Below are 22,528 nucleotides of genomic sequence, written 5' to 3'. Positions count from 1 at the left end.
AATTTTTTCTTTGCTTGCCGTGTATATTCCTCCTTTGCATAAATATTTTGAACTACGAAATGTCATTCCTGAATCAAGTTCAGGACAGGCTTTGGAGTGAAACGATGGGATCCCATAATTAAGCTCTGTGAGTTAAAATAAGGGATTCTATCGCCTCCGGCTTCAGAATGACAGAGTATTGCATTTCGTAATTCAAAATATTAAACATTCGATTGTCAATTCAATATTTCTCCCGACAAGATGATCGCTTCTGCGATTTCCTTTATGGATTTTCGCTTGTCCATGCTTTTCTTGTGTATGATCTTATAGGCTTCATCTTCCGGAATGGAAAGTTCTTTCATCAGAATGCCTTTCGCTTTTTCCACAATTTTCCTTGTTTCGAGCGCGTCTTTCAAAAAGTCGGTTTCCGAAACTAGTCTTGCGTTCTCGATCGCTCCTCCAACCTGTTTTGCTATGATCTTCAGGAATGCTATTTTATCTTTTTCATATTCCCTTTTTTTTGTATGTTGGACGTTTATGACGCCTACGATCTTATCCTTGAAAACAATAGGGAGGGAAACGAATGCCTCAAATCTGTCCTCGGGAAGCATATTGAAAAACTTGAAGCGCTTGTCCCCATAGGCCTTTGATTCTATGACCACTTCCTTTTTGTGCTGGACCGCCCAGCCCGTGAGTCCTTCTCCGACCTTCATGGCAATTTTTCCGAGCGCCGCCTTGTGCGGATTCTGGGAAGCCTTGAGAACGATATTGTTCTTGTCGACAAGGTAAATAAAACAAGAATCGGATTTTATGTATCCGCTCACGACATCTATGATCGAGGAAAGGATCTCTTCGAGGTCCAGGCTGTAGCTTATGGTCTCGGATATCTGCCTGAGGATGTCGATCTGGACCTGTTTTTCCCGCAACTCGTTCCTGTAATATTTTATATTTTTTTTCATAATTTTATTCATAGGGGAGGATCGAAATGACGAATAATCCGCTGAGCATCAATATGATCGCGGAAGAAAGCGTCAGGATGCTGATCAAGCGTCCGGGGATTTTAATTAGTCTGACCAGTCCTGCCATGGACATAATGGAGAGAACAATTCCAAGGCCGAAATATGAGAGAAATGCGAAAAGTCTATGTGGAACTCTGATAGCGTTTATGTCCCTGAGGAGGGAGCTCAGACTCAGATATAAAGAGAGGGCAACGAATATGTCGATTGCCGCAATTATCGCGCTTTTCAATTCCGATCCCCTCTTTTTCATTTTGAAAATAATTATTCTCTTCTGTCGAAATTTCCGGTTTTTGTCTTTATGACCAGGACATCTCCTTCGTTGATATGGAGGGGTACGTTTATGGTCATTCCGGTCTCAAGAGTGACTGTCTTTGATCCGCCTTGCGCAGTGTCGCCCTTGACTCCCGGAGGAGCATCGATGACCTTCAGGTTCACTTCCGGCGGAAGGATGATGTCGACAGGCAGATCATTGAACTTGACTATCTTGAGCTCGGTCTCTTCTTTGAGATAGTTCTCGGCGCCCCTCAGCTGTGATTTGTTGAGCGAAAACTGGTCATATGTTTCCTGATCCATAAAGAAATACTCATCTCCTTCTCTATAAAGGAACTGAGCTTTCGTTTCATCAAGATCCACTTCTTCGATCGTATCCGAAGACTGGAAATTCTTTTCAAGGATTTTTCCCGTTACCAGATTTCGCATGATCACGGTTGCCATAGCTTCCCGCTGCTGCTTTGCCCTGAAGGATCGGTCGACAACCTGGTAGGGCTGGTCTTCGAATACGACCACTGAACCTTTTTTGATCTCTCTTAAAGTAATTGTAGCCATTTTTATCAATTATCGTATTAAAACAAATTGCCTATATCCATAGACAAATACCACTATAACAGTATAAATACACTTTCGGGATTTGGCAAGGAGCGGGGGACTTCCCGTCAAAACCGTATCGATCCGTCACTATGATCGATGCAAATTAAGCTGATCCGAGCCGATAATTCCATCTGATTGCGCGGGACATGCGGATATGGTTTAATGAAGATGTCCGCACGGTTTTTGATAATAAAATATTATATATGAACCGACATGCATAAAATAAAGAACAAAAATGACCGATCGATGGCTATTTTGTTTTCGATATTTATTGTTTCGATCATTGCCGTAGTTTTTTATGTTTCCTGGAGTTTTGATTCAATAAAACCCGAAGCGGATAACAAAGGGGATGTCAAAAAAGAGGTTGAGGAAAATTTGACGTCCGGTACGGCAGGATGGAAGGTTTATTATAACAATGACTATGGATTCAGGATCGACTATCCGGGGGACTGGAATATCCAGGTGACGAAATATGAGGATCTTTCCACGCATTCGGTCTATTTCGGCAAGCCCGTAAACGGCTATTACCCCATAATGATAAATTTCTATAAAAAACCTTCCGATATTCCGTTAAATGACTGGGTCGAGAAAAATACATATTTCAGCGGAACTTTCCAGAAGGGGTTCGTCGAATCGAAGGGGATGCCTTCGAATTTCTATATAGAAAGGATAGAGGCGGGAGGAACTGAAGCATATAAAGCGACGCTTCTCAGCGATACATATTTTTTCCCGAAAGTATTCAAGGGTAAGCTCGATGATTATTATTCGAGATGCAAATGCGACTATGATACCGAATCCATATATTTATTAAAAGGCAATGCGATCATTGGCATAACCCATATCAATAACATGAATGGAAAGAAAACTTCGAATAATCTCGTGGAAAAAGAAGGAAAGTATGAAGTTGAAAGTTCGGATAAATCTTATCTGGAAAACAAAGATATGTTTTCCGGCATGATAGACTCATTCAGATTCGCGCAGTGACTGTATTTATTCCGATGATCCTTTTCTGATCTTTTTGTTGAAACAAATCAGATGGAAGGGATTTTTTTGTTGATAATTATTTCGACAATGTCCCTATCGATGGTATAATGATCATATAAAATATAATAACAAAATATGGCAAGAGGCAAAATGAACATTGAGCGTTTGACGAGCAAGAAGATCGAAGAGCTTTCCAAAAAAAGAGGAAAGGGGGAGGTTTTTTTCAGCCTTTATATCGGCGTCAGGCCCGGAAGGAATTTTGTTTCAGAGGCGAATTCCGTGATCTCGGAAGAAATGCAAAGAATAGAGAAGGAGGGGATTTATCCTGCAAATGTCATCAAGGGCATCCGGAAAATATCAGAAAAAATGAAGGGGGGAATAAGGCTTCTCAGGATCCCGGCCGAAACCAGAAGCATAGTCATGTTCTGCGGGATCGGAAGCTTCGGAAAGTTCTACCATGTGCCGTCATACATCCCTTCAAGATTCGTCATTGGTCCGGATTTCTATATCCATCCGCTTCTCGAAGCGGTTGAAAGCCATCCGAAATATCTGGTTGTCGTTTTAGAGAGGGACAAGGCGCGCTTTTTCAGTTTCTTCCTCGGAGAAATAGAAAAAATATCGGAAATAATTTCGAGCGATGTGCCTCAGAGGATAAAAGCCGCAAGGGGGTTCCGCGAATCGAATGTCCAGGCTCACATCGAGGATCATGAGAACAAGCATCTGAAAAAAGTGTGCAAGGAAACGGAGAGTTATTTCAAGTTCGGGAAGAAAGGCTATGGCCATCTTGTCATAGGCGCACATAAGGAATATGCCGAGAAATTCAGGAAGATCCTGGGGGAGAGATCGCAAAACGCGCTTGTCGGTTCTTATCCGATAATGCCGAATTATAAGATCGATGAGATCAAAAAAAGAAGCCAAAAAGTCATTGAGGAGCATGAACGAAGCCTGGAAGAAAGGCTGATCGATGAGATCTTCAATAAGTCGGGCGATAAGAACAATCTGGCGGTTCTAGGCATCGGCCCTGTCGTGGATAATTTCCATTTTCATAATGTTGAGACTTTTGTCATCGGGAAAAACTATAAGGAGGCGGGATATGTTTGTCCGAAGTGCCGTTATATTTCTCCATATCAGAAAACTTGTTCCAATGATAAGACCGAAATGACGAAAGTGGACGATCTCGCGGATGAGATCATTGAAGAGGCGATCGCGAATAAGATAAAAATAAAACACCTGATTTTCTCAAATGAGAAATTCGATCAATATGGCATCGGCGCGATCCTGAAAACATCTAAATAGAACCGGGATCATTTTTCCTTTCCCGGCTGAAAAGCAGGCCGCCGATCATTGCCATGAAAAGAAGAGCTACTCCGAAATTATGTATCGCGCCTGCAATGGGATCTGTCGATGGCAGCAAATTCAAATGACGGAGCATGAAGTTCCAGTCATGGATCGATCCGTCCCCGCCAAGAAGCGGAAGCTTCCCCCGGACCGCATCTTGCGCATAGACCGACACGTTCAGGAAACTTTGTCCAAGCCAGAACATCGTCAGTGCTCCGGAAAATTTCTGACCGGTGAGAAAAAAATATGTGACGAATGCGAGCGGCATGAGAATCTGCAGGAGCGTTCCTCCGGCGACCGCCAGAAACTCATTGCCTAAAATTCCGAAAATGAAATGTCCCGCTTCGTGTATAATCAGGTCCACATTATCAAGAAAGGTCCATTGCGCATAGTGGAGGGCAATATTTAAAAAATACGCCGTTACTATCGCCAAAATTCCGATCTTCCAAAGACTGAATCGATATTTTTTAGTTTTGTCGGGATCGTTGATCATAGTTCTTGTGTAAATGATTCTTAGCGTGGAGCAAGTTATTTCAGGCCTTACCGGACTTTCGTTGCGAGCCGGTTTTGCTATTATTCTACCATTTTTCCCGCTTACTGCAACAAAATCGGCCATGAAAAAAATATTATTTACAAACTAATATAATCTGTTATAATATCAGTACGTAATAAAATAAAAATAAAATATGGAAGAATCAAAACAAAATAAAATAGTTTTGCTTCGACAGATGATAGAAAACGCCGAAAGGAACATAGCCGGCGCAAAACAGATCCTTCAGCAGCTGGATGCAGGCAATTCAAGGAGAGTTCAAAGCGATTCGATGGCGAGCCAGATCATTGAGGGCGCGTTTGACGGAGAAAAGATGATCGGAATGGACGGAAAGAAATATCCTGTGCCTGTGAACTATGCGAGCAAATCAAAGCTGGTGGAAGGGGATCTGTTGAAACTCACGATAACTGATGACGGATCTTTTGTATATAAGCAGATCAGTCCTATTGAAAGAAGGAAGATAATAGGAACTGTGATGAAAGACAACAAGGGGAAATATTATATCCTTGCGGAACAGAAAAAATATAAGGTGCTTCTTGCTTCCGTAACCTATTTCAAGGCGAAGGAAGGGGATGAGGTCATTTTGGTCGTACCAAAAGAAAAGGTCAGCAAGTGGGGAGCGATCGAGGCTTTGATGGATGAATCCAGCGCCGATGCCGGAGAATTCGAACAAGACGACGAAGAAGAGGATGAAATTTCCGGAAGACAGTCCGGGAAAGAGGCGGGTCTTGATGAAGAGAACAGCGCGCAGGATCTGATCGAGGACGAATGGACTCCTGACATCGACGAGATAAAGAAAGAAGCGAAATTCCAAGATGAAGAGAAAGAAGAGATATTCGATGATCTGTCGGGCTAATTGGCCGCACGGGAGCGTTTTTTCAAATTTATTTAGGACATAAAACATAAGCTTTTTCAAGCTTTTGTTTTTATATTATTGTGCTATACTGATTAGGGCAGAGAATTGCTTTTTTTATGCAGGATCTTGTCTTATTCTGCAAAATATGTTCGGATGTTGAGATCGTGAAATGTAAAATTAAAACTGCAAAGATCAAAATGACAATTTAAAATGCAAAGTTAAAATATTTTAATTTTACAGTGACATTTTTATTTTTGATATTTGCATTTTACATTACACTATCGATCGCAAAATATTATCTTGAAACGTAAATATTATATCAATATCATTTAACCCTCAAGTACGCCTATGAGCACTGTGCTATACAGAAAATACAGGCCGACGAATTTTGACGAGGTTGTCGGGCAGGAGCATGTTGTGAAAACCATACAAAATGCGATAAAGCGCGGGAAAATAGCGCATGCCTATCTGTTCTCCGGTCCGAGAGGAACGGGAAAAACGACTGTAGCGAGGATCCTTGCTAAAACCATCAATTGCAAGGACCCGGTCGATGGGAAGCCATGCAACAAGTGTTCGGTTTGCGTTGATATGAACCAGAACAGGTTCCTGGATCTCATTGAGATCGATGCTGCAACTCATACCCAGGTCGACAAGATCAGGGATCTTATCGAAAAGATAAATTTTGCGCCCACAAGCGGAAAATATAAAGTTTATATAATAGACGAAGTCCACATGCTGAGCAAAGGCGCTTTCAATGCGCTTTTAAAAACCCTGGAAGAGCCTCCGCAGCATGCTGTTTTCATACTTGCAACGACCGAAGCGCACAAGGTCCCCGCAACTATAATTTCAAGATGTCAGAAATTCGACTTCAGAAGGCTGAAGATCGGTGAGATCAAGAAATGCCTTGCGGAAATAGCGGAAAAGGAAGGCGTGAAAGTGGAAGGAAAAGTTTTTGATTTCATTGCCACAAATTCGAACGGCGGCCTCCGTGACAGCCAAAGCCTTTTGGGACAGATACTTTCTCTCGGGGACAGCGAAGTGACTATGAAAGAGGTCCAGGAGATCCTGGCCGTGGTGGATATTGCCAAGGCTATCGGGCTTGTGGATCTGATCGCGGAAAAAAAATATTCTGAAGCCATATTATATGTGAACAAGATCAATGATGACGGATATGACAGCGAGCAATTCGCGAAGTCTGTCGTTGAATATGCGAGAAAATTGATCCTTATAAAGGTCAGCCCCGGAATGAAAAATAAATTCTCATCCGAGCTTACTGAAGAACAGGTCGCTGAGCTTGAAGGCATTTCAAAAAAAGTTACGGTGTCGAAGCTTGTCAGGATCATCCGCGCTTTCATTGGAGCAAAAGAAGAGATAAGGTCTGCCATTCTTCCGCAGCTTCCTCTTGAGCTTGCCATTTGCGAGATAAACGTTGCCGAAGAAGAGGATCCGGCAAAGAGCGTAATTGCCGGCCGCGTCGAAAAAAAAGCTGAAGCAAGCGCAGCAGAAAAAGAAAAAACAGAACCGAAAAGGAGCGGCGTGGTTCAATCGATCGAAAAATTGCAGAATATGGTGAAAGAGAGCATAGGTTTCCCGAAAAGTTCCGACATTGTTCCAAGTGTTGAGGCGGAGCCTGAAAAGACCGCCGAAGAACCGCCGGAACGGGTTGAAGTTGCAGGCAATAACACGTTCGATCTTGAGGCGGTGAAAAGCGAATGGTGCGAGATCCTGGAAGAAGTGAAGTTGCACAATCACTCGCTTACCGCATTCCTGAAAACATGCCAGCCAGTCAGCGTTGAGAATAATACGATCATAATTTCCTGCCAATATTCTTTTCACAAAGACAAGCTTCAGAAGGTTTCCAGCAAGTCCATTGTCGAGAAGGTTGCGTCGGAGATCTTGAAGGCTAATGTTTTTTTGAAATTCATAAGTAAGGACGACGCCCAGAATATGGGCTACAGGATCGAGGAAGCAAGGGCGCCGAAAGAAAGCAGCGATCTGGTGAATTCGGCTTTGGAGATGTTCGGCGGAGAAGTGGTGGGATAGGAAAAATATCAAACATAAACAAAAAAAAACGGAACTGATCGGTTTTTTTATTGTTTTCGGGGATAGGGATTCGAAGGCGCCTCAGTGCCATAACGGGGGTGAGGTCAAATCAACCATCCCGCGAGCAGAAAAAAAATAAACCAGTACGATTCGCACTGTTTTATTTTACTTTGTTCGGGGATAGGGATTCGAACCCCAATAAACAGGATCAAAACCTGTTGTCCTACCGTTAGACGATCCCCGAATAATCAAACACAGCCTACAACTTATAACTTATAACAAAAAAGAGATTTTGTAAACCATTGGATTCGGAATCTGTCCATTATCTAAAGTTCCCATGTTCGAAAGTAAGGCGAATATATTTCGTTTATTTACATCCTTCTTGACTAGTCCTTGAAGTTGCCATACACTGAATGGTCATCTGATAACGGATGATCATTTGTCTTTTTAGGCAGGTGAAATGGAAAACATGGAGGAAAGAAATAATGTTAGGAAAAATAGTGATCGATCTTGGAAAAAAGATCAGGATCTATCCGCCAGATTGGCCGGACAGAAATATTGAGATCCGTCCGAGCGATCTTGCCAGATTCGCTCCGCAGGGAAATGGAATATATGGCTATCAGGATCCGAAAAAGGTCAATCCATTCGTCGGCGCGCCATCGCAGGAAGCAAATGGCGGGGTGATCTATTTCGAGAATGATGTGACGAAACAGGATTTCGAAGCGCTGATACGCGTTCTCGGGATCCAGCCGGCCCGGTCGAGGGAAAATTTCAAGAATTTTGCGGCATTTATGTCCGAAGCTGAAGTTCCCAAAGATTGCGGATTCATTGCTCAGATGAGGATAGTCCCCAAGTTCGGTCTTCGCTATTTGTTCAAGGCGATCACGGACGATGAATATGAAACATTTCCGGAGCAGAAGCTCGATATCGCGGATGCTTTTTGGACATTCATCGAGTATGAAAAGGATCGCTGGGGAACTTGTTTTGACGAGGATGAGAGAAAAGGCCTCCGGGGAAAATTCGGCGGAGACGGATATTTTGCAAGGGAGGAACTTTCATTCGGCCTGATGGTCGAGAACGGATATTATAATATATCCAGGATATGGTCCCGCGCGTGGCTTGTGACGAAATAACAGGAATGGGTGAATCCCGTTCTTTTTTCATAACCAAGCGGAGAGTTGAATGTTTCAAGTGAGGAAAACCTGCCGGCCTGCTTCGCCGGAGGCTGACAGCGAGGCGAGCAGGCAGGTCTGGCGCAGAATAGTATTGACAAAAACATGGTTTCATGAGAGAATTTCGGGTTGCACCTTGTCAATTTAATAGCGATAGAGATGCAATAAATACCGTATAAGGAGGTATAGAATGTTCAAGAGAAAAAAGAAAGAACCTCATGAAGCATACACTGAGAACGGAGTCCGTCATGTGACGATTCCTGGTGTCATGAGGATACACATGAGAAGGGACAAGAACGGGAACAATATGGTATGGATCAATGGAATAAATCTGCTGCTTGTCAACAAAACAGCCGCCGATTTCATAGAGATTTTCATTGAAAAAGTCTGGAAGACGAAACCGAATAAAGGAGCCTATGCCGAAAAAGAGATCGTACGGTCAGTTGTCGCAGAGATGCGTGGGATATATCCGAAAGTTCCGGTCGAACAGCTGCAAATGGATTTTGAAAAGATCTATGGCGTTCTGATGGGAATATCTTGCGGAGCGTGTCCGGTTGAGGATCTGAAATTGGGTGTCCAGGAGATAAATCCTGTAACATGGGCGGCGCCGGCCAGAATGGACCTTGCATTAACATACAAATGCAACAATCGTTGCAGTTTTTGCTATGCGGGAGGATCCAGGAATGTCAAAGAGCTCAGCACGTCAGAGTGGAAAGATATAATAGATCATCTTTGGGCGATCGGTGTTCCGCATGTGACTTTCACAGGCGGAGAAGCGACTTGCAGAAAAGACCTGGCGGAGCTTGTAAGCTATGCCAGGGAATTTGTCACGGGGCTTATCACCAACGGCAGGATGCTTTCGCAATGTGCGAAGGATCTGCATGATGCGAGCCTTGACTATGTGCAGGTATCCCTGGAGTCGTCAGAGAAAGAGATCCATGACAAGATGGTTGGAGTGAATGGAGCCTGGGACGAAACTGTCCAGGGGATCAGGGTGGCTATGGAAAATCACCTTGAAGTTGTGACCAACACCACCTTAACGCAAGAAAACTGCGACAATTTCCCGGATCTTATCAGATTCGGAAAAGAGCTGGGACTGAAGACAATGGCATGCAATGCGCTCATTTGCAGCGGCAAGGGGCTGAAAGCAAAACAGGAAAACGGTTTGGATGAAACCAAGCTGAAAGAAGTTTTGTTGAAGGCTCAAGCTGTTGCCCGGGAACTCGGGATCGATCTGCAGTGGTATTCGCCGACATGTTATAATCGGCTGAATCCGATCGACCTGTCCTTTGGAATAAAGGCATGTTCCGCGGCCCAATATAATATGACCATAGAACCCAACGGTTTTGTTATCCCATGCCAGTCATGGATACACGAAAATGTCGGCAGCATATTGACCGATCCGTGGGAGAATATCTGGCAGCATCCGACTTGCATAGCCCTGAGAAGCGGGGAATATGCGAAAAAGAATGCAGAATGCGCCGAGTGCCAATACATACAGATCTGCGGAGGCGGTTGTCCTCTGGAGAGGCTCAATGCGACTTAGCGGAGGAGAGAAAATGAAAACGAGATGGATATTTCCAATTCTGGCGGTAATTTTCCTGGTATCGTTTTTTGCGCCTGGAGTTTTAGCAGGTGATACCGGAACTTATGGGATCAAAGAATATAGGGTGACTTTAATTCCGCATTCGAACGGCGAGATCGAAATCGCCTATGAACAGGAATGGATCGTGAAAAGCGGTCACATACCATGGGTTACTGTCGGGACGCCCAATTCCGATTACTCCATAAAGAGTTTCGGCGGGGCGGCTAAATCGGTCAAACCTGACAATGGCGGAGGATGGTCCGGAGTAAGAGTTGATCTTGACCGCGACTATCAGCCTCAGGAGAAGATCCGGTTCAATTTTACCATTGTCCAAAATAAACTTTTGGAGAAGGCGGATGCGGGATACCGGCTAAGGTTCACGCCGGGCTGGTATGACCGCGCTGTAACGGACGATCTGACCATAAAACTCATCTCTCCGGCGAAAGTCGAAGGGCTGAAAACTGATCCCAAACCGAGTTCGATAAGCGGACAGGAAGTCACGTGGAACAAGAAAAATCTGGGAAACGGAGAGAAATTTCCGATCTCAGTCAGCTTTCCCAACGGAACATACAATCAGACTCTCTTGGAGAAGTCTGGGCAATCCGGGGGAAGTGATGGATTCTTGCTGATAGTTATAATAGGAGTTTTTCTCTTTATAGCTTTCGTTCTTTTCATCGGTTCGGCATCATCGTCTGATGATGGATCGGACTATGGCGGAAGCTATAGCAGCAGCGAATCAATTCGCCGGCGCAGAAAGAAAGATGACGACGATTATATATCACCGGTGATTGTTTCGGGAAGTTCCAGGGGAAGCAGCGACCATTCCTCCAGCAGCCATTCAGGCAGAGGCGGAGGTTTCGGCGGAAGAAGCACGTCCTGTGCGTGCGCTTGTGTCTCCTGTGCGTGCGCTTGTGCGTGCGCAGGAGGCGGCGGTGCGGGATGTACCAAGAAATTCAGACATAGCTGTCCGAAATGTTCCGGGAAGGTTGAAGATGAAAAAGATAAAGGAGCTATCTAAATTATCAGTTGTCTTTATTTTTTTGATAGCGGCTGTCTTCAGTGCGGGATGCGTCAGCGAGTCGGACTATGACACCAATAAAGAGGTGCCATCCGGCGAGCCGGCATTTCCGTCTCAGCAGGTCTACGGCATCGTGGATCCGCATCATGTTCTGTCGCAAAAAGCGGCTGAAGAAAGTTTTGCCATCTTGGACAAGCTGAAAAAGGACGGAATAGCGGAAGTCACGGTTCTGATCCAGACAGGAGTGAAAGATCCGGAAACTTACGCTACGAGGTACGGACGATATATAGGACTGGGTGAGAAAGGAAAGAACAACGGGCTTGTTTGGCTGATCAGGCCGGATGTAGAGCCAGAGAAATACCGAATGACATATTCGGCCGGCCGAGGCCTTCCGAAGTTGACAGCTTCCGATCTGGGAGAGGTTATGCAAGGCGCGGCTGATCCGATAAACTTCGGAAATTATGATGCAGGCGTTCTGAGCCTGGTCAAAGGAACGGATGAGAAATTGAGAAAACTATACGGGTAAAAGGAGGAAGAAAAATGGTTTCAACAAAACAAATACTTTTGGGAATACTGGCCCTTGTTGTATTAGCGGTCTTTGCAGGTGCCGGCATCTTAGGATGGTGGTCGTCTACATACAATGACCTGATATACAACGAACAACTGGTACAGCAGAAAGAATCCGGGTATGGCGCCCAATTAGACATAAGCACGAACAAGATCGAAGGATTATGGGCGATATATGAAACATACATCGATCACGAATCTGAAGTTTTCAAGGAAGCAACGAAAGAACGTGCGCAATACTATAAGGCTGTTAATGAAGGAAATGCCACCGCGCAGGTCCAATCAGCCTTGGCATTCCAGGTTCAGGCATTATCAATCAAGGAAGCTTTCCCTCAGATCGTCTCGGCACATTTGCCCGAGCAAACTCAAAGGGAGTTCTCTGAGTCGATAAATGAACTAGATACTGCCCTGGATGACTGGATACATCAGATTCAGGTGTATAATGTTTTGCGAAGCTCTTTCTTCACAAGCATTGTAGGGAACTATTATGGATTTCCGAAAGAATACAAATATTATAAGAGCGAAAAGACAAAGCTCAATGTTAATGAGATCTTGAACAGAAAGAATCAATCTTAGACGATTCCGAGATCTTAAAAACATTCCAGCTATATTGCGGTTCACCGGATCTGAAGTCAATGACTTCCGAAACGGCGGCCGCTTTTTTCATATAAAAAAAGCGTGCATTTATGCTGCACGCAATATTCCAACCGCAATGGCGATGAGAAACATTGCTCCTGAAATAAAGGATATGAATCCGAACAGGATCACGGGCCAGATTCTTCGGAGTGCTTCTATAATATCCAATTTTGCGACTCCTTTCGTTATAAATTTTACCTGGCAATAAAATGTTGCAACCAGGCTCGCTATGGTTAATATCAACCAAAGCAACCAGTACTGAACTGCTAAATCTACAATTATCATTTTCTATGCACCTCTCTGACAAGTTTGTCAGCTTTTGAGGTTATCATATAATTCATCGATTGTCAATGTTTATTCCTTCCATTCTGCTGACAACCTTGACAATTATATCAGTTAGTGTACAATGTACCGTTGTGAAAAGCACAACTGACATGCGAGTTGGAGCCATAAAATATGGCAATGACGGTTCATTAAAAATATGGATAAAAGGTGATTAAAATGTTTTGTAATAAGGAATGCAACTGTTGCAACGATATGGATGTAACGGATGTCATAATTAATCCGGAAAAGATAATGACAAAATTAGTACTGTTGCTGGCATTGGCAGATCTTTTCACCCTTGGTTTATCGGGAGGAAAATATTTATCAATTGGAATTGTATCAACGATTCTCATATCCGGCATTTTCTTCGCAGTGAAGAAAATATATAAATATGACGACAAATGCTTTCCGGTCTTCATAGCATCGGAAACGGTTTTGGCAAAATCGTTTATCTTATATGGCTATGCCTTTATCTTTTATTATAGCGATGCGTGGCTAAGAACAACATTTTTTTTGGCAACCGCCATTGTTATTCTTATCGGAGTTTTTACTATAATATCCGTTTCGAATGTCACGCGCGAGGATTTCGAGGAAGTAGAAAGAAGGAAGGAACTTGACGGCAAAAACTAACGAACATGCAAATTAATGCATGTTTTTTTTAATTCCCGTTGGGGATAAGATAATTACTAAATATCTCCCGAAGAGCTATAATATAAACAGCTAATCATTCATTTCAATCATATGAAGGGATACAAGGACAATATCGAGAAGCTTGCGCTGAAAAACAATAATTTCAGGGAAGTGCTCTATACCGGAAAGCACAGCCAGCTTGTCCTGATGAGCCTGCGCCCGAAAGAAGAGATCGGCTCTGAAGTGCATGAAGACAACGACCAGTTCTTCCGCTTTGAAAAAGGGATCGGGAAGGTTGTGATCGACGGGCTGGAAAGAGAAGTGGGGGACGGAGATGCGGTAGTTGTGCCTGCGGGAGCGCAGCATAATGTCGTCAATGTGTCGGAGTCGGAATCGCTCAAATTGTACACGATCTATTCTCCCGCTCATCACAGGGACGGAGTGTTCCATAAAACGAAAGAAATTGCGGAAAAGGATAATGAACAGTTTGACGGAAAGACCACCGAATAGCCAGGTGCGGCACTTACGCAAAGACCATTTCAAGCAAATAAGGGAATGTTTCTTGAAGGTTCGTTTTGGATCTAAAACGGGCCTTTTTTGCTTGACAAAACGTGGTCCTGTGGTATAATTCCAAGCTTAGTTTAATTGATCAAATTAAACTTAAGTATTGTATATTAACAATGGAGGATATATATGAAGAAAGTAGCGAAAGGATTAAAATATTTTACGAATGAATATCCGATAGAATCTGCGGGAGTTGCATTATTTCTGCTGAGTGCGATCGCAGGCATTGCGGGCTTGGGCTTTAATATGGCTGAAAAAGCAGTATTTGCAAATGCCATTGCCATTGCAGCGGGCATCGTATCGGCATACATATTTAAAATGCTGGTGCCCAGATTTGTATTTTATGTCAGCGCATTAGAGGAAATGATATCGATCGTATCGATGTTTGCCGTGATATTGATATATTTTGCCATAAACGGCTATTTATCATACATATTATCGGTTCCCATGACATACGAAATAAATCTCTATAACACGCTTTCTCTGCTTGCAGGTATTCTCATTCCCACAACGTACTATGTCGGAAGCATGGTAGATAAAAAGCAAAAAATATGGTATGAGGATGGCAACGGAAGGGCCTATAGCTTGGGCTATTGTTGAAATGTCCAAATCGAATTGATTGTGATTGAGTAATGGAGGCATAAAAATGGAGCCGGAAGAAAATAAAAAGAGAAGGAAAGGAAAAACAGACGGAAAAGAAGAGGAAGGGGGTGGCCATGACGGTTTGTGGATAGTTCTGATATTCGTGGCATATATGCTGGTTATAGGCTTCTTTCATTCTGTGTCAACCTATAATGATCTGATCCAGAAGGAACAGCAACTGAAGTCGAACGAATCCGCTTATGGCGGGTCGGTCTATGTCGCATATCAGCAGATCGAGTCGGTATGGAGGGTATATGACACCTATCTTTCCCATGAATCCGGAGTATTCAAGGAAGCGACAAAATTGCGCGCGCAATATTATGAAGCTGCGCGTGAAGGCAATTCGAAAGCAACGGTCGATGCGGCAATAGCTTTCCAATCGCTTTCGGTGAAGGAAGCTTTTCCTCAACTGGTATCTGCGCAACTGGCGGAAAATACTCAGAAGAATTTCATTGAATCCATCAATAATATGGACGCTTCTCTCAGGGCGTGGATATCCGACACAAAGAACTATAATGTGGCCAGGAATCAGTTCTGGGGCAGGATAGTCGGAGACTATGGAGGTCTTCCGCGGGAATATGCATATTATAAATCGGAAAAAACAGTATTGAATGTGACTCAAATACTGAATTGATCCAATGTCTAAAATGCGGTTTAACGGAAAAAGAAAAACAATTTCTTTGACGGTAGCCGTTTTTTTTTGCCAACATGCGGGAAACAAGGCAATTTTATTGTGGAATAAAAGGCATTTTCAACTGTATTAGCAGTATGGTATCATATGTGTACTATGGAAGACATAAATTTATCAGACGAACAGCTTGTGCTTGTAATAAGGGAAAGTGAAAGCGAACTATACAGCCATATCATCAACAGATATAAGGCCAAGCTTTCCCGTTATTTGGGCAAGTTCATAAACGACCCGGATGAACTTGAAGATGTACTTCAGGACGTTTTTATAAAGGCTTACAGGAATCTTTATGGTTTTGATGTGAAAAGGAAATTCTCTTCATGGATATACAGGATAGCTCATAATGAAGCGATCAATCATATAAAGAAGAATTCAAAAGTTAAAGTTTCTTTGGATGAGGTGGAATATAAAATAGTGGATGAAAAGATAGACCTGGGTTCGAAGATCGACAAGAAAATATTGAAAGAAAATATCGCAAAAAGCTTGGAGAATATCGGATTCAAATATCGGGAGGTTCTTATGCTTTTTTTCTTCGAGGACAAGTCATATGAAGAGATCGGCGATATCCTGAGGATCCCGGTGAACACAGTCGGAACTCTGATCCTCCGGGGAAAAAAACTTTTGAAAAAACAGCTATTAGGACAAAATTATGGAGAATAATATGGTAAAATTTGAAGAGACCGTGATGTCAAAGATCAGATCAGGGAAGGTGAGGCTCCGATCAAGATATATTTTTATTGCGGAAAAGTTCGGTTTGGAAAGCGCTTTTGCATTGAGCGTGATCCTTTCCGTGCTTTTTTCGAACTTGTTTTTCTTCTATCTCAAATCAACTGATAATCTTGAATATCTGAGCTTTGGAAGCGAGGGGTTCTATGCATTCCTGGAATCTTTCCCATATCTTCTGGTCGTCGCCTTTATTGTTTTCATGCTGATCGCCGGCCATCTTCTTACGAAGGTGGATCTTTCCTATAAAAAACCGTTTAAATATTTCGCATTAGGTCTCATAGCTTTTGTTTTCGTTTCGAGCGGCGTTCTCGCTTATACCGACATATCCGAGAAAATAGAAGAAGAGGCATTCAACGAAAGTCCCTCAAGCCTGGTCATCAAGCCCTTTTTGAAGCAGGGAGTGGATATCCGGAAGACTGGCGTTTCCGGAAGGATATTTGAGGTCAGTGATGGTTATTTTATTGTCGAGATGCCTTCCGGATTCCAGAAAGTGGACATCGGGGATGTCGGATCGGGCGAAGAGCAATTTGTGAACGGGCAATTCGTAATTATCATAGGAGAGAGAAAAGAAGATACGTTCGTGGCCCGCAGGATCAGGATCGCGGGCGAAGACAAGATGCAGATGATCAGACGCAGGATATATATAAATTCAGATCAGAGCGTCGTCAATGTTAATTCGGAAAATGTCGGATTCATTATGCAAGGAGCAGAATTGAAAAGATGTATGGATAATTGTCTTATTTTGATCGAATTGCGAAGAGAATGCTTTGATAAGTGCAATCACAATTAAACTTAATGAAATATCCTAACTGAAAAAAATGAAAAACGGCCTGTTTCCGCAGGCTGTTTTTTTTGTTACCTTTGCGGCGGTCTTTCGTAATAGGATGAAAGTGGATAATTATATTGGTGGCAAGGACTTTGCCGGAGTATAATAAAAGAAACAGAACAAAAATATTTTAATCTAAAGCATAAAAATGGATTCGGATGAAAAAAAAGCGATCATCGGTTTTCAAAACGGCGATCCCGATGCTTTTGCGGCGCTCTATGACGCTTATGTCAGCAGGATCTATTCCTTTATATATTTCAAAACGCATCACAGGGAAACCGCCGAGGATCTGACCAGCAAAACTTTCATGAAGGCGCTTGATGGCTTGGAAAGCTTTGATGCCAAAAAAGGCTCTTTTTCAAACTGGCTATATAGTATAGCCAGAAATAATGTCATAGATTTCTACAGGATTAGGAAGAGCGAATACGATATCAACGATATCTGGGACCTGTCTTCGAGTGATGATGTCGAGCGCGACATTGAAGCGAAACAAAAGCTGGAAAAAATCGAAAAATATCTCCGGAAACTGAAAAGCGAACATCGGGAAATAATCATCCTCCGAGTGTGGAATGAAATGTCATACAAGGAAATATCCGAGATCGTTGGAAAAAGCGAGGCAAGCTGCAAGATGATTTTCTCCAGGTCTTTGAAAGAACTGAAAAAAGAAATGCCGCTCCCGCTTCTCCTGTATTTTATTCTATTAAGACTATGATCCTGTTACGATTTTCCGCCTTGGCCGTAAGTAATAATATAAAAAATAATCAATAAATAAAAAGTATGGACAAAAAAATACAAAAAATATTGGAAGACATCTACGATATTGATGAAAGCATGAGGGCTCGGGAAGCGGAGATCGCAAAGATCGTCGAGGAGCTCATAAGGTCCAAGCCTATCGCAAAGATCGATGATGATTTTGTGCGCCGCCTTCGAAGCGAACTTCTCCTTCGCGCTTCGGGAAGAGAAACGAAAATTGCGGTCCAAAGCAATTTTTCCATCTTTGGAGCAGGAAGCAAACTCGTTTATTCGTTCATGGGCGCAATGATCGCTGTGATATTGCTTGTGCCGATATTTTTCTACAGGGCGGATCTATCTCCACGGCGCCTTGCAATCGAAGAGGGAAACAATGGAAGAACGGCCTTGAATGCGTCGGTTACAAAAATTTCCGACAATGCCTTCGGCTCTTTTCTTCCAGGCGATATACAAAAGGCGGGCCCTTCGGGGCTGGGAGTTGGCGGAGGCGGGGGGTCGGCGACCGGCAACGCTACGGGTGATGCCGCCCAGAAACAGGCCGGAATGCCGATCTATGAAACGACGAACTACCGCTATGTTTATAAGGGCCGGGACATTGCGTCTTTATCGGATAATGTAGAAGTTTATGCAAGAGTAAAAAATGACACACTGAGAAGGGATCTCGCGGATACTTTTAAAGGTGCGAATATGGCTCTTTTGGATATGAATAAATTTGAAAACTTGAATGTGAACAGTGTGAGTTTTTCGGAGGATCGCGACTTCGGATATGAAGTGAACTTGTCGCCTTTGGACGGTTCAACCAATATATATATGAATTGGCTGAAATGGCCGGATCCTTATGCTCCTTGCGCGCAGGCTGGATGCCCTGAGAGCATGTATTTGAAACTTGCCGACATACCGGAGGATGCGGAGATCCTTTCCATTGCCGATGATTTTCTTGAAACATATGGGATCAACGTGAGTTCCTATGGCAAAGGCAGTGTTCTGAGGAATTTTCTGGACCAATATCCGAGGCCGCTTGAAGCTCAAGCGGATATCTTCATCCCTGACAGTATTTCGGTCTTGTATCCTTTGAAAATAGAAGGAAAGAATGTCTATGATTCATCAGGGGAACCGGATGGGATATTCGTCGATGTGAGCATAAGATATAAAAAAGTTTCCGGAGCAAGGAATATCTATTATCAAAATTTCCAGAGTTCGGGTTATGCTGCCGAAACTGACGCAAAAAGCATCATAGCTTATGCTGAAAAAGGGGGACTATATGGCGAATATGTCTATGAAAACGCGACCAAGACGCAGGACGTGGAGCTGGGAGATCCCTCTTTGGAGCTCGTGAAGATCTGGAGATATGATAACGATAAAAGGATGGGAGAGGAGTTCTATGTTCCAAGCTTCATATTCCCGATATTGAACAAACCCGAAGGCTTTTTCTACAGAAAAAATGTGGTAGTGCCTGCGGTAAAGGAGATGCTGGGTAATGCTTCTGATATTTCTTCTGCTGACAAGTGAACTATTTTTGGTGAAGCGGGAAATGAAAATAGAATTGAATAAAATGGTACTAGTGGTATAATAGTAGCAGAAGCGAGACAACCGCTTCAAATATTAATAATAAACAAAAAACAATGGCAGAAAAAATTAAAAAACTTTATCGTTCGCAGAAGGACAGGATCTTATTCGGCGTATGCGGGGGCTTGGGAGCGTATTTTAAAATTGACTCTAATATTTTCAGGATCTTGTTCATCATCCTTATGTTCGGAAGCGGAATCGGATTATTGTTATATGTCGCGCTGGTGATATTTATTCCGAACGAAGGAGGCAAGAGAGTTGAGGAAAATAAATTCGAAGAAGTTGTTGAATTCAAGAAGAAGGCGGAAGAAAAAATTCAAAGCGTAGCCAAGGACATCAAGAAGTAGCGGTAATATTTTTCGGAGAAATATATTTATGATCGCAAATATATAGCACGCTATTTATTCGAATAATGATAAATATATGGATGGTGCGGCTGCTGACAAAATGAATGAGATACGGGGGATCTTCAGGGAATTTTATGATACGATATTCGACGTCGCTCCGGCCGGGGTGTTTGTTTATGATATATCCATCGGTATGATCGAGAGCAATAGGAAGGCCTCCGAGTTGTTCGGAGGCGGGAATGTGGAACATCTGAATATCCTGAAATTAAGTTTTGCATCCGGAAAAGACCGCGATCAGGTTGAAAAGATCCTTAAAAATACCTCAAAAGAAGGATCGGCAGATGTGGAGATCATCGCCGGAAATGGGAATGGAACCAGGCTGAGGATCGATCTTATCCGGCTGGGAGATGAAAATTCCAATATCCGTCTTGGCACAGTCTGCCCCATTTCTTTTTTTGAGAACAGAAAAGAAGAAATTGAGGTGATGGAAAAGATGTACTATTCTCTGTTCGAGCGTTGCGGGGATATGATATGGATATTGAGTGGAAAGGGGGATTTTGTATATTTCAACAAAAAGGCGGAGGAAGTGAGCGGATACAAGCTGGCAAAATATGTCGGAAAAAGCTTTGTTCCATTTATAGTCCCCGAATATCTGGCAAGATTGCAGGAGATATTTTTTAATACGATGTCCGGCAAGATCATCAGCTACGATGTCGGCATCGTTCTGGAAAATGGAACGATAGCATTGTTGAGAGTTGATACATTGCCCATGTATCGCGATGGCATGGTGATCGGTACGGTCAGTTTCGGGAAAGAGCAACAGAAGAAATAGCTATTGGTCCGGATCGAATGGCCGGTGGGGCGCATAGGCCCACGAGGGGATAATTGTATAAATATTTTAATAAGGCTTTCCATGTTGAGAGAGTCTTTTTTGATTATGTCTGATCTTTCGGGTTGAATATTTTTGTGGAAAAAATCCGGATCTGGTTTCCCGAATGTTCCGACCTTTGGAAAATACTATATGAAAAAATATTCCACGAAATGTTTTTATGAATTGCTTATATGTCGACGCGGGCATATTTATTGCGGATGGAACATATTACATCTCACTATTGACAAGATGTAAATAGTATGATATGATAGACAGTTAAAGATAAGAGAATACAGCTATTGACAAGAACATGAAAGTGTGATACAATATAAAGTTAAGAAAGATAAAAGCTATTTGAAAACTGAATGAAGAAAGATTCTTTGAGGAGAGAATCAACCGGAAAACATTATAAATAAGGCAAAATCCGGCAAAAGCCACAATATGAACGAATTCCGTCTTTTTCTATATAACATAACCGAAAAACGGCTTGGAGATCTCCTTTGAAGAAGACGACCAGCCGTTTTTTGTTAGATCGGTCAAAAATGCCAGGATTGATGCAAATGAGGAGAGAGTTGAGGTTGCGGATATAATTATTTAGCCGCTAAACCAATAATACCAAGTCTCATTAGCATCAACCCTTGCAGTTTGACAGACGCAAAAAGCAGAGATTGATGTAAATGAGGAGAGAGCATTGAAGGTGCGGAAATAATATTATAGCCGCTACTCCGACGATGTTGGAACTCATTAACATCAACTTCTGCATTTTGAAAAACGGGGCCAAGTGCAAAGATCGATGCAAATGAGGGGAGAGTATCATAAGGTTGCAGTAGAAATTATATCACGCTGCTAAACCGAAACTACCCAAAACTCATTAGCATCGACCTTTGGGCTTTATGCCCGGGGGTAGCCATGCGAAGTATAGATTATTCTATACCTTCGCAGGCCCTAGGTTTTCATACAAGATACAAAAGCACTTTTAAAACTAAAGAAAAGAGTAAATTCCTTACTTTCTGATTTGGATGAGAAAGTGATTATAAAACTTGTAATCAGCTTCTCACCCAAATCAAACTCAATGTTTACATAAAATAAAAGGAGGTGAGGAAAAGATATGACATACACAACATGGTTTGGAGAACAGAAGCAGGCCGAGCAAGAAGATCCCAATTAATAATAAGGGATCGTATGATGTCAATATTTAAAACTCTTTTCTTTTTTCCCTCAAGCTTACAAGGATTTGCAGGCTTAAAGGAAAATTTAGAATGATATTTAAAAATTTAAAAGAAAAGAGTTGATTCCCAACCTCCTGATTTGGATGAGAAAGTGTATGTATAATTATGATGATTTGTTTGTGTGCCATTCCGGACTTGCCTGCCCGCCTTTGGAGGGATCCGGAATCCACGCAGATCCTGAAACAAGTTCAGGATGACAAAAAAATCTAAAATCATCAGAAATAATTTGGATAATTGCATTCAGTTTCTCACCCAAATCAAAATTAAGGATTTATAAAATAAATATTAAGGAGGTGAGGAAAAGCATGAAAAGCACGGACGAAATCAGAGAAAATTCTGACGGCTCAGCCCGTCATCCAAATCAACCATGGAAGGATTGAAATCTTTCCAGAATATAATAAACATTTAAAACTCTTTTCTTTTTTCCCTCAAGCTTACAAGGATTTGCAGGCTTAGGGGAAAATTTAACAACCTCATTAACAATTATAAGAAACAAGGAAAGAGGGAGAATCTCAAAATCGAGACTCAGCCACACCCTCTTTCCCTCCTAATCCTTTAAAATCCATCTCCATTTCTTTTTCCATGAGAAGAAGTTAAGAAGGATCTTAAAACGTCACATGTTTCTCATAAAAAAACTTATTAATGATTAATAACTCCTAAAAGCGGCGGCTAAACAGACTTAATCGGGCCTGAAGAAAGCGTATTTCCCTGCGATCATGTCGCGGGAAAATCTCTCTCCTCAACACTTGAT

General features: G+C 42.5%; 24 protein-coding genes and 1 tRNA gene. 19 read left to right on the top strand and 6 right to left on the bottom strand.

The window, feature by feature from the left end; all coding sequences use genetic code 11:
* Window positions 1-215: 215 nt before the first annotated feature.
* Genes WC788_09010 through efp form a run of 3 tightly spaced genes read right to left on the bottom strand, consistent with a single transcriptional unit; the run spans window position 216 to window position 1,823 of the window.
* Complete coding sequence (locus tag WC788_09010; protein ID MFA6097734.1) at window positions 216-938, bottom strand: ANTAR domain-containing protein; 723 nt, start codon at window positions 936-938, stop codon at window positions 216-218.
* 4 nt (window positions 939-942) lie between these two features.
* Window positions 943-1,248 carry a hypothetical protein gene (locus WC788_09005; GenBank protein MFA6097733.1) on the bottom strand — a complete coding sequence of 102 codons (306 nt, stop codon included), beginning with the start codon at window positions 1,246-1,248 and terminating at the stop codon, window positions 943-945.
* An 11-nt stretch (window positions 1,249-1,259) separates the two neighbouring features.
* On the bottom strand, window positions 1,260-1,823 hold the full coding sequence (gene efp, locus WC788_09000) for an elongation factor P (GenBank protein MFA6097732.1): 564 nt from the start codon (window positions 1,821-1,823) through the stop codon (window positions 1,260-1,262).
* A 255-nt stretch (window positions 1,824-2,078) separates the two neighbouring features.
* On the opposite strand from efp, the gene WC788_08995 reads away from it, so the two are divergent.
* Together WC788_08995 and WC788_08990 are read left to right on the top strand one after the other, a co-directional pair.
* Window positions 2,079-2,849 (top strand): hypothetical protein, encoded by a 771-nt coding sequence (locus tag WC788_08995; GenBank protein ID MFA6097731.1) that lies wholly within the window; start codon window positions 2,079-2,081, stop codon window positions 2,847-2,849.
* A gap of 135 nt (window positions 2,850-2,984) precedes the next feature.
* Window positions 2,985-4,145 carry a hypothetical protein gene (locus tag WC788_08990; GenBank protein ID MFA6097730.1) on the top strand — a complete coding sequence of 387 codons (1,161 nt, stop codon included), beginning with the start codon at window positions 2,985-2,987 and terminating at the stop codon, window positions 4,143-4,145.
* On the opposite strand, the gene WC788_08985 is transcribed toward WC788_08990, so the two are convergent.
* Window positions 4,138-4,680, bottom strand: coding sequence for a hypothetical protein (locus WC788_08985; protein ID MFA6097729.1), 543 nt, complete (start codon window positions 4,678-4,680; stop codon window positions 4,138-4,140). The genes WC788_08990 and WC788_08985 overlap by 8 nt on opposite strands.
* Before the next feature lie 193 nt (window positions 4,681-4,873).
* On the opposite strand from WC788_08985, the gene WC788_08980 reads away from it, so the two are divergent.
* The gene (locus tag WC788_08980; protein ID MFA6097728.1) at window positions 4,874-5,593 is read left to right on the top strand and encodes a hypothetical protein; all 720 of its coding nucleotides are present in this window, start codon (window positions 4,874-4,876) and stop codon (window positions 5,591-5,593) included.
* A gap of 348 nt (window positions 5,594-5,941) precedes the next feature.
* Window positions 5,942-7,636, top strand: coding sequence for a DNA polymerase III subunit gamma/tau (gene dnaX / locus WC788_08975; GenBank protein ID MFA6097727.1), 1,695 nt, complete (start codon window positions 5,942-5,944; stop codon window positions 7,634-7,636).
* Window positions 7,637-7,809: 173 nt separating this feature from the next.
* Here the strand turns inward: dnaX and WC788_08970 are convergent.
* Window positions 7,810-7,880 (bottom strand) — tRNA-Gln (locus tag WC788_08970).
* 241 nt (window positions 7,881-8,121) lie between these two features.
* Between WC788_08970 and WC788_08965 the strand changes: the two genes are divergently transcribed.
* The 5 genes from WC788_08965 (at window position 8,122) to WC788_08945 (ending at window position 12,554) form a co-directional block, all read left to right on the top strand.
* The gene (locus WC788_08965; protein ID MFA6097726.1) at window positions 8,122-8,769 is read left to right on the top strand and encodes a hypothetical protein; all 648 of its coding nucleotides are present in this window, start codon (window positions 8,122-8,124) and stop codon (window positions 8,767-8,769) included.
* Between the two features lie 229 nt (window positions 8,770-8,998).
* Window positions 8,999-10,354 (top strand): radical SAM protein, encoded by a 1,356-nt coding sequence (locus WC788_08960; protein ID MFA6097725.1) that lies wholly within the window; start codon window positions 8,999-9,001, stop codon window positions 10,352-10,354.
* A gap of 13 nt (window positions 10,355-10,367) precedes the next feature.
* Window positions 10,368-11,411, top strand: coding sequence for a hypothetical protein (locus tag WC788_08955; protein MFA6097724.1), 1,044 nt, complete (start codon window positions 10,368-10,370; stop codon window positions 11,409-11,411).
* A complete protein-coding gene (locus WC788_08950) occupies window positions 11,386-11,937 on the top strand; it encodes a TPM domain-containing protein (protein MFA6097723.1) in 552 nt (183 codons plus the stop codon). Before WC788_08955 ends, WC788_08950 begins: the two co-directional genes overlap by 26 nt.
* Before the next feature lie 14 nt (window positions 11,938-11,951).
* A complete protein-coding gene (locus WC788_08945; GenBank protein ID MFA6097722.1) occupies window positions 11,952-12,554 on the top strand; it encodes a LemA family protein in 603 nt (200 codons plus the stop codon).
* A 108-nt stretch (window positions 12,555-12,662) separates the two neighbouring features.
* Here the strand turns inward: WC788_08945 and WC788_08940 are convergent, their stop codons facing one another.
* Window positions 12,663-12,899, bottom strand: a complete 237-nt coding sequence (locus WC788_08940) for a hypothetical protein (protein MFA6097721.1) — start codon at window positions 12,897-12,899, stop codon at window positions 12,663-12,665.
* Between the two features lie 252 nt (window positions 12,900-13,151).
* On the opposite strand from WC788_08940, the gene WC788_08935 reads away from it, so the two are divergent.
* The 10 genes from WC788_08935 (at window position 13,152) to WC788_08890 (ending at window position 20,509) form a co-directional block, all read left to right on the top strand.
* Window positions 13,152-13,568, top strand: coding sequence for a hypothetical protein (locus WC788_08935; protein MFA6097720.1), 417 nt, complete (start codon window positions 13,152-13,154; stop codon window positions 13,566-13,568).
* 111 nt (window positions 13,569-13,679) lie between these two features.
* A complete protein-coding gene (locus WC788_08930) occupies window positions 13,680-14,078 on the top strand; it encodes a cupin domain-containing protein (GenBank protein MFA6097719.1) in 399 nt (132 codons plus the stop codon).
* Window positions 14,079-14,261: 183 nt separating this feature from the next.
* The gene (locus WC788_08925) at window positions 14,262-14,732 is read left to right on the top strand and encodes a hypothetical protein (GenBank protein MFA6097718.1); all 471 of its coding nucleotides are present in this window, start codon (window positions 14,262-14,264) and stop codon (window positions 14,730-14,732) included.
* A 46-nt stretch (window positions 14,733-14,778) separates the two neighbouring features.
* Window positions 14,779-15,408: a LemA family protein gene (locus WC788_08920; protein MFA6097717.1), complete on the top strand. Its 630-nt coding sequence runs from the start codon at window positions 14,779-14,781 to the stop codon at window positions 15,406-15,408.
* A gap of 153 nt (window positions 15,409-15,561) precedes the next feature.
* Window positions 15,562-16,122, top strand: a complete 561-nt coding sequence (locus tag WC788_08915) for an RNA polymerase sigma factor (protein ID MFA6097716.1) — start codon at window positions 15,562-15,564, stop codon at window positions 16,120-16,122.
* 1 nt (window position 16,123) lies between these two features.
* Window positions 16,124-16,978 carry a hypothetical protein gene (locus WC788_08910; GenBank protein ID MFA6097715.1) on the top strand — a complete coding sequence of 285 codons (855 nt, stop codon included), beginning with the start codon at window positions 16,124-16,126 and terminating at the stop codon, window positions 16,976-16,978.
* Window positions 16,979-17,162: 184 nt separating this feature from the next.
* Window positions 17,163-17,726: a sigma-70 family RNA polymerase sigma factor gene (locus WC788_08905; protein MFA6097714.1), complete on the top strand. Its 564-nt coding sequence runs from the start codon at window positions 17,163-17,165 to the stop codon at window positions 17,724-17,726.
* 65 nt (window positions 17,727-17,791) lie between these two features.
* Window positions 17,792-19,273, top strand: coding sequence for a hypothetical protein (locus WC788_08900; GenBank protein ID MFA6097713.1), 1,482 nt, complete (start codon window positions 17,792-17,794; stop codon window positions 19,271-19,273).
* A gap of 113 nt (window positions 19,274-19,386) precedes the next feature.
* Window positions 19,387-19,677, top strand: coding sequence for a PspC domain-containing protein (locus WC788_08895; protein ID MFA6097712.1), 291 nt, complete (start codon window positions 19,387-19,389; stop codon window positions 19,675-19,677).
* Between the two features lie 76 nt (window positions 19,678-19,753).
* Entirely contained in the window at window positions 19,754-20,509 is a 756-nt protein-coding gene (locus WC788_08890) for a PAS domain-containing protein (protein ID MFA6097711.1), read from the top strand.
* The last annotated feature ends 2,019 nt before the right edge of the window (window positions 20,510-22,528 follow it).

The sequence above is a fragment of the Candidatus Paceibacterota bacterium genome (assembly GCA_041661265.1).
Classification (GTDB): domain Bacteria; phylum Patescibacteriota; class Minisyncoccia; order JAHIHE01; family JAGLIN01; genus JBAZUT01.
Note: the sequence above shows the minus strand (reverse complement) of the source record. Positions and strands in the feature narration are given on the sequence as shown.

Excerpts from the sequence above, each read along its gene's own strand:
- WC788_08930 (MFA6097719.1), top strand. The coding sequence starts at position 13,680 with ATGAAGGGATACAAGGACAATATCGAGAAGCTTGCGCTGAAAAACAAT.
- WC788_08915 (MFA6097716.1), top strand. The coding sequence starts at position 15,562 with ATGGAAGACATAAATTTATCAGACGAACAGCTTGTGCTTGTAATAAGG.
- WC788_08890 (MFA6097711.1), top strand. The coding sequence starts at position 19,754 with ATGGATGGTGCGGCTGCTGACAAAATGAATGAGATACGGGGGATCTTC.
- dnaX (MFA6097727.1), top strand. The coding sequence starts at position 5,942 with ATGAGCACTGTGCTATACAGAAAATACAGGCCGACGAATTTTGACGAG.
- WC788_08945 (MFA6097722.1), top strand. The coding sequence starts at position 11,952 with ATGGTTTCAACAAAACAAATACTTTTGGGAATACTGGCCCTTGTTGTA.
- WC788_08925 (MFA6097718.1), top strand. The coding sequence starts at position 14,262 with ATGAAGAAAGTAGCGAAAGGATTAAAATATTTTACGAATGAATATCCG.
- WC788_08935 (MFA6097720.1), top strand. The coding sequence starts at position 13,152 with ATGGATGTAACGGATGTCATAATTAATCCGGAAAAGATAATGACAAAA.
- WC788_08985 (MFA6097729.1), bottom strand. The coding sequence starts at position 4,680 with ATGATCAACGATCCCGACAAAACTAAAAAATATCGATTCAGTCTTTGG.
- WC788_08995 (MFA6097731.1), top strand. The coding sequence starts at position 2,079 with ATGCATAAAATAAAGAACAAAAATGACCGATCGATGGCTATTTTGTTT.
- WC788_08965 (MFA6097726.1), top strand. The coding sequence starts at position 8,122 with ATGTTAGGAAAAATAGTGATCGATCTTGGAAAAAAGATCAGGATCTAT.
- WC788_08955 (MFA6097724.1), top strand. The coding sequence starts at position 10,368 with ATGAAAACGAGATGGATATTTCCAATTCTGGCGGTAATTTTCCTGGTA.
- WC788_08920 (MFA6097717.1), top strand. The coding sequence starts at position 14,779 with ATGGAGCCGGAAGAAAATAAAAAGAGAAGGAAAGGAAAAACAGACGGA.
- efp (MFA6097732.1), bottom strand. The coding sequence starts at position 1,823 with ATGGCTACAATTACTTTAAGAGAGATCAAAAAAGGTTCAGTGGTCGTA.
- WC788_08940 (MFA6097721.1), bottom strand. The coding sequence starts at position 12,899 with ATGATAATTGTAGATTTAGCAGTTCAGTACTGGTTGCTTTGGTTGATA.
- WC788_09010 (MFA6097734.1), bottom strand. The coding sequence starts at position 938 with ATGAAAAAAAATATAAAATATTACAGGAACGAGTTGCGGGAAAAACAG.
- WC788_08900 (MFA6097713.1), top strand. The coding sequence starts at position 17,792 with ATGGACAAAAAAATACAAAAAATATTGGAAGACATCTACGATATTGAT.
- WC788_08950 (MFA6097723.1), top strand. The coding sequence starts at position 11,386 with ATGAAAAAGATAAAGGAGCTATCTAAATTATCAGTTGTCTTTATTTTT.
- WC788_08895 (MFA6097712.1), top strand. The coding sequence starts at position 19,387 with ATGGCAGAAAAAATTAAAAAACTTTATCGTTCGCAGAAGGACAGGATC.
- WC788_08980 (MFA6097728.1), top strand. The coding sequence starts at position 4,874 with ATGGAAGAATCAAAACAAAATAAAATAGTTTTGCTTCGACAGATGATA.
- WC788_08910 (MFA6097715.1), top strand. The coding sequence starts at position 16,124 with ATGGTAAAATTTGAAGAGACCGTGATGTCAAAGATCAGATCAGGGAAG.
- WC788_08990 (MFA6097730.1), top strand. The coding sequence starts at position 2,985 with ATGGCAAGAGGCAAAATGAACATTGAGCGTTTGACGAGCAAGAAGATC.
- WC788_08960 (MFA6097725.1), top strand. The coding sequence starts at position 8,999 with ATGTTCAAGAGAAAAAAGAAAGAACCTCATGAAGCATACACTGAGAAC.
- WC788_08905 (MFA6097714.1), top strand. The coding sequence starts at position 17,163 with ATGGATTCGGATGAAAAAAAAGCGATCATCGGTTTTCAAAACGGCGAT.
- WC788_09005 (MFA6097733.1), bottom strand. The coding sequence starts at position 1,248 with ATGAAAAAGAGGGGATCGGAATTGAAAAGCGCGATAATTGCGGCAATC.